The organism is Sulfuricurvum sp. RIFOXYD12_FULL_44_77 (assembly GCF_001830725.1).
Taxonomy (GTDB): domain Bacteria; phylum Campylobacterota; class Campylobacteria; order Campylobacterales; family Sulfurimonadaceae; genus Sulfuricurvum; species Sulfuricurvum kujiense_A.
In genome coordinates this window covers 1-5,272 of sequence record NZ_MIBU01000164.1, presented here as the reverse complement: position 1 = coordinate 5,272, position 5,272 = coordinate 1, and the positions used below count along the sequence as shown (strand labels likewise).

Annotated in this window: 6 protein-coding genes and 1 pseudogene; 1 reads left to right on the top strand and 6 read right to left on the bottom strand. The window is 45.4% G+C overall.

All coding sequences use genetic code 11. The annotated features are described in order from the left end of the window. Window positions 1-61: 61 nt before the first annotated feature. The 6 genes and pseudogenes from hisA to A2517_RS06600 all read right to left on the bottom strand — a co-directional run bounded on the left by hisA (window position 62) and on the right by A2517_RS06600 (window position 4,334). Window positions 62-760, bottom strand: coding sequence for a 1-(5-phosphoribosyl)-5-[(5-phosphoribosylamino)methylideneamino]imidazole-4-carboxamide isomerase (gene hisA / locus A2517_RS06625; RefSeq protein WP_294895342.1), 699 nt, complete (start codon window positions 758-760; stop codon window positions 62-64). A 13-nt stretch (window positions 761-773) separates the two neighbouring features. Further along, entirely contained in the window at window positions 774-1,385 is a 612-nt protein-coding gene (gene hisH / locus A2517_RS06620) for an imidazole glycerol phosphate synthase subunit HisH (protein WP_294895340.1), read from the bottom strand. Beyond that, entirely contained in the window at window positions 1,382-2,290 is a 909-nt protein-coding gene (locus A2517_RS06615; protein ID WP_294895338.1) for a PDC sensor domain-containing protein, read from the bottom strand. Before A2517_RS06615 ends, hisH (A2517_RS06620) begins: the two co-directional genes overlap by 4 nt. A 319-nt stretch (window positions 2,291-2,609) precedes the next feature. Continuing rightward, a pseudogene (locus tag A2517_RS06610) lies at window positions 2,610-2,804 on the bottom strand (HisA/HisF-related TIM barrel protein); the annotation flags it as partial. A 13-nt stretch (window positions 2,805-2,817) separates the two neighbouring features. Further along, on the bottom strand, window positions 2,818-3,429 hold the full coding sequence (hisH, locus tag A2517_RS06605; RefSeq protein ID WP_294895340.1) for an imidazole glycerol phosphate synthase subunit HisH: 612 nt from the start codon (window positions 3,427-3,429) through the stop codon (window positions 2,818-2,820). Then, window positions 3,426-4,334, bottom strand: coding sequence for a PDC sensor domain-containing protein (locus A2517_RS06600; RefSeq protein WP_294895338.1), 909 nt, complete (start codon window positions 4,332-4,334; stop codon window positions 3,426-3,428). Before A2517_RS06600 ends, hisH (A2517_RS06605) begins: the two co-directional genes overlap by 4 nt. 66 nt (window positions 4,335-4,400) lie before the next feature. Between A2517_RS06600 and waaC the strand changes: the two genes are divergently transcribed. After that, on the top strand, window positions 4,401-5,272 hold an 872-nt coding region (gene waaC, locus A2517_RS06595), incomplete at its 3' end, for a lipopolysaccharide heptosyltransferase I (protein ID WP_294895336.1).

The following is a 5,272-nucleotide window of genomic DNA, read 5'->3' as shown; positions in this document are numbered from 1 at the left end:
TTAGTGATACATTTTTACAGAATTAATACCCAATGATAACCTAACCAACTTTGCGGTAAGTTTAAAAAAAGCGTTTGAGGTCAATTCTACCCTCATAAAAAGCTTTTCCGACGATTACGCCGGAGACTTCGCCGCTTTTTAGCAATGCTTCGATATCGCTCTCATCTTTTACACCGCCGCTGGCTATTGTAGGTATACCCGATGCTTGAGCAATCTCAAGGGTAAAATCGACATTTACCCCAGAAAGTGTACCGTCACGTCCAACATCGGTACAAATAATCGCTTCTACCCCCGCATCTGCGAACGCACGAGCTAAATCCGTGGCTTTCATCGTGCTCACTTCACCCCATCCCTCAACCGCGACATAGCCGTCAATCGCATCGATACCGACGACGATAGGATACTTAGCCGCCATCGTTTTAACAAACTCGGGATCACGAAGAGCAATCGAGCCTAAAATCAGTCGATCAATCCCCAAATCTAAATAACGCTGAATCGTCACTTCATCTCGAATTCCGCCGCCGAGTTGCAATTTGACATTACAATTTGCTCGAATGGCACGAATCTGCTCCAGATTTTTCGGCTCTCCCGCAAATGCACCGTTCAAATCAACCAGATGAACCCACTGCGCACCCATCTCTTCAAAAGTTTTAACGAGTTCCCAAGGGGTATCGGAATAAATTTTCGCACTCTCCATTAACCCTTTGGTCAGACGTACCGCTTTGCCGTCTTTTAAATCAATTGCCGGAAAAATAGTCATAAAAATAAATCCTTTAGAGGTTGATAAAATTTTTGAGTATATTCAGCCCGTTATCGTGGCTTTTTTCAGGATGGGGCTGTATCCCCATCACATTCTCGTGCGCCACCGCACTCGTAAAACGGTAGCCGTAAACAGATTCGCCGATACTGTCATTTTGGGATGTACAGAGGGCATGGTAGGAGTGGACGAAATAGAGGTAATGGGCTTCATCTAACCCCTGAAACAGAGGATGATCCGTCGTAAACATCCGATTCCATCCCATATGAGGAACTTTCAAAGGGGTATGAAAACGGCTGGTGTCAAATGCCACGACTCGCCCTTGAATCAGTCCAAGCCCCTCGGAAATGCCGAACTCTTCACTTGATTCAAATAAAAGCTGCATCCCCAAACAAATACCGAGAAGGTATTTTCCGCTTTGTGCGTATTCACGCACCGCTTCATCCATACCGCGTTCTCGCAAATGTTCCATCGCATCTCCGAATGCACCGACACCGGGGAGAATAATACGATCATATGTCTTCAGCTTCTCGGGATCGGATTCGACAACCACCTTTTCACCCAACAGATCAAAAGCATTTTTAACACTGGCAAGATTGCCCATATTGTAATCGACGATAGCTATCAACGATGTTCTCCTAAATTGGTAAAACGGATATAGATGGCAAGCCCCACAAGGAGCATCGCCACTCCGCCGATAATGTAAATCGCATTCACAAGCATATGCGGTTCGGTCATCGCAAATTTAAAGACGAGCATCAACGCTTCAATCGAGAGTGCAATGATAATCGAACCTAAAAAACGGACCATTGTTTTATGAATGCTCGATGAGGGATCGCTTTTCGGACGTCCTAACACTTCCTCCTCAAAGAGCGTTTTGACCAAATCGAGGATTGCCAGAGAGAGGGTCAGAAGGATCGTCGCTTCAAAAATATCTTTAATTTCGATTCGATCATACTGACCCATTCCGTACGACAAAAATCCTTCTATCCCTTTTACAAAAAGGAGTAAAGAGACTAATGCGAGGACTACGGTAAATGCCCCGTACGCTACTCTGAAAAAACGTCCTGCTGCCGATTCAAGCGCCATAGGATGAGCAATTTTCAACACTTCGGCCAACGGCATATCGATACAGGCTACGTAAACGATTTCACCGTGTTCATCGAAAATAGGCTCCGATGCCGTAACGGTCAATTCGTCGTTAAGCAAAGAGGGATAGGGATCGGTAATCGTACATCGGCGCTCATGCATAGCGCGATAATAATAGGCTCTCGTAGATCGACTTTCCCCAATCTCTTCCTCTTTTTTTCCGCTTTTGAGATAGGTTGGAGTGACTTGATTCCCCGCAGCATCGAGGATGTATGCCGCTTCAAGTCCCTTAAGATCACCCCGAATTTTTAGTAAACGGGCGGTTAGGGATTCTATCGAAACGGAAGGGAGGTGATTCGGGAGATTTTTATGGAACAAATAACAAAAATAGGCTCGTGCTTTCGGGCGGATTTCTGCAAACTGCTGAATATCTTGAACAACCATTATCTCTCCTCTCCTTACACCTGTAATTGATGCGGATTGTAGCTTAGTTGCGCTATAGTTATGCTTATGAATACTCGAAATTTCCGAATCGCTATTGTACGATTAAGCGCATTGGGCGACATCGTCAATACTGCCGTAGTCTTGCAGATTATCCGCAAATATTACCCTAATGCAACTATTGACTGGTATGTTGAGGAAGCATTTGCCTCGATTTTACAAAACCATCCTCTCATCAATGAAGTGATCCCCGTCCCCCTCAAACGGATCAAAAAAACAAAAAGTTTTACACTTCTGAGAGAGACGATCCGTTCGCACGAATCTGCTCCAGATTTTTCGGCTCTCCCGCAAATGCACCGTTCAAATCAACCAGATGAACCCACTGCGCACCCATCTCTTCAAAAGTTTTAACGAGTTCCCAAGGGGTATCGGAATAAATTTTCGCACTCTCCATTAACCCTTTGGTCAGACGTACCGCTTTGCCGTCTTTTAAATCAATTGCCGGAAAAATAGTCATAAAAATAAATCCTTTAGAGGTTGATAAAATTTTTGAGTATATTCAGCCCGTTATCGTGGCTTTTTTCAGGATGGGGCTGTATCCCCATCACATTCTCGTGCGCCACCGCACTCGTAAAACGGTAGCCGTAAACAGATTCGCCGATACTGTCATTTTGGGATGTACAGAGGGCATGGTAGGAGTGGACGAAATAGAGGTAATGGGCTTCATCTAACCCCTGAAACAGAGGATGATCCGTCGTAAACATCCGATTCCATCCCATATGAGGAACTTTCAAAGGGGTATGAAAACGGCTGGTGTCAAATGCCACGACTCGCCCTTGAATCAGTCCAAGCCCCTCGGAAATGCCGAACTCTTCACTTGATTCAAATAAAAGCTGCATCCCCAAACAAATACCGAGAAGGTATTTTCCGCTTTGTGCGTATTCACGCACCGCTTCATCCATACCGCGTTCTCGCAAATGTTCCATCGCATCTCCGAATGCACCGACACCGGGGAGAATAATACGATCATATGTCTTCAGCTTCTCGGGATCGGATTCGACAACCACCTTTTCACCCAACAGATCAAAAGCATTTTTAACACTGGCAAGATTGCCCATATTGTAATCGACGATAGCTATCAACGATGTTCTCCTAAATTGGTAAAACGGATATAGATGGCAAGCCCCACAAGGAGCATCGCCACTCCGCCGATAATGTAAATCGCATTCACAAGCATATGCGGTTCGGTCATCGCAAATTTAAAGACGAGCATCAACGCTTCAATCGAGAGTGCAATGATAATCGAACCTAAAAAACGGACCATTGTTTTATGAATGCTCGATGAGGGATCGCTTTTCGGACGTCCTAACACTTCCTCCTCAAAGAGCGTTTTGACCAAATCGAGGATTGCCAGAGAGAGGGTCAGAAGGATCGTCGCTTCAAAAATATCTTTAATTTCGATTCGATCATACTGACCCATTCCGTACGACAAAAATCCTTCTATCCCTTTTACAAAAAGGAGTAAAGAGACTAATGCGAGGACTACGGTAAATGCCCCGTACGCTACTCTGAAAAAACGTCCTGCTGCCGATTCAAGCGCCATAGGATGAGCAATTTTCAACACTTCGGCCAACGGCATATCGATACAGGCTACGTAAACGATTTCACCGTGTTCATCGAAAATAGGCTCCGATGCCGTAACGGTCAATTCGTCGTTAAGCAAAGAGGGATAGGGATCGGTAATCGTACATCGGCGCTCATGCATAGCGCGATAATAATAGGCTCTCGTAGATCGACTTTCCCCAATCTCTTCCTCTTTTTTTCCGCTTTTGAGATAGGTTGGAGTGACTTGATTCCCCGCAGCATCGAGGATGTATGCCGCTTCAAGTCCCTTAAGATCACCCCGAATTTTTAGTAAACGGGCGGTTAGGGATTCTATCGAAACGGAAGGGAGGTGATTCGGGAGATTTTTATGGAACAAATAACAAAAATAGGCTCGTGCTTTCGGGCGGATTTCTGCAAACTGCTGAATATCTTGAACAACCATTATCTCTCCTCTCCTTACACCTGTAATTGATGCGGATTGTAGCTTAGTTGCGCTATAGTTATGCTTATGAATACTCGAAATTTCCGAATCGCTATTGTACGATTAAGCGCATTGGGCGACATCGTCAATACTGCCGTAGTCTTGCAGATTATCCGCAAATATTACCCTAATGCAACTATTGACTGGTATGTTGAGGAAGCATTTGCCTCGATTTTACAAAACCATCCTCTCATCAATGAAGTGATCCCCGTCCCCCTCAAACGGATCAAAAAAACAAAAAGTTTTACACTTCTGAGAGAGACGATCCGTTCCCTCAAATCTGCTCCCCCCTACGATCAGATTATCGATGCGCAAGGGTTACTCAAATCGGCACTCGTCGCCTCGTTTTTAAAAGGGAATGTACACGGGTTTGACCGTCACAGCGCACGGGAAGCGATTGCCGCATGGTTTTACGATACGGCTTCCGCAATCCCTTATGAGATGAATGTTATCAAACGCAATGTTCTCGTCATAACCGAAGCACTGCACATCCCCTACGATGAAAACGACATACTGAACAAAGTGCCTCTTTTCCCTCTCATCAAGAGACCTCAAGAGCTTAGCCCCCTAAAAAATATTGCCTGTGTTATCGGAGCCTCTTGGCCGAGCAAGTGCTATCCGAAAGAACATTTTGCATCATTGTGCGACGCCCTATCCTATCCGTGTTTTTTGATCTGGGGAAGTGAGGATGAGCGTCTTGATGCGCAGTGGATTGCACAGCACTCTTCCAACGCGCATGTTGCTCCGAAAATGTCGCTGATTGAACTGGTCAGTTTTATCGGACATTGTGATCTCATCATCGGTAACGATACGGGACCTACCCATATGGGGTGGGCGATGAACCGCCCTTCCATCACCCTTTTCGGCCCCACGAATGAGCGGATGATTTTCCCAACCGT

Coding starts and splice junctions, on each gene's coding strand:
- hisA (WP_294895342.1), bottom strand. CDS start 760: ATGACTATTTTTCCGGCAATTGATTTAAAAGACGGCAAAGCGGTACGT.
- A2517_RS06615 (WP_294895338.1), bottom strand. CDS start 2,290: ATGGTTGTTCAAGATATTCAGCAGTTTGCAGAAATCCGCCCGAAAGCA.
- A2517_RS06600 (WP_294895338.1), bottom strand. CDS start 4,334: ATGGTTGTTCAAGATATTCAGCAGTTTGCAGAAATCCGCCCGAAAGCA.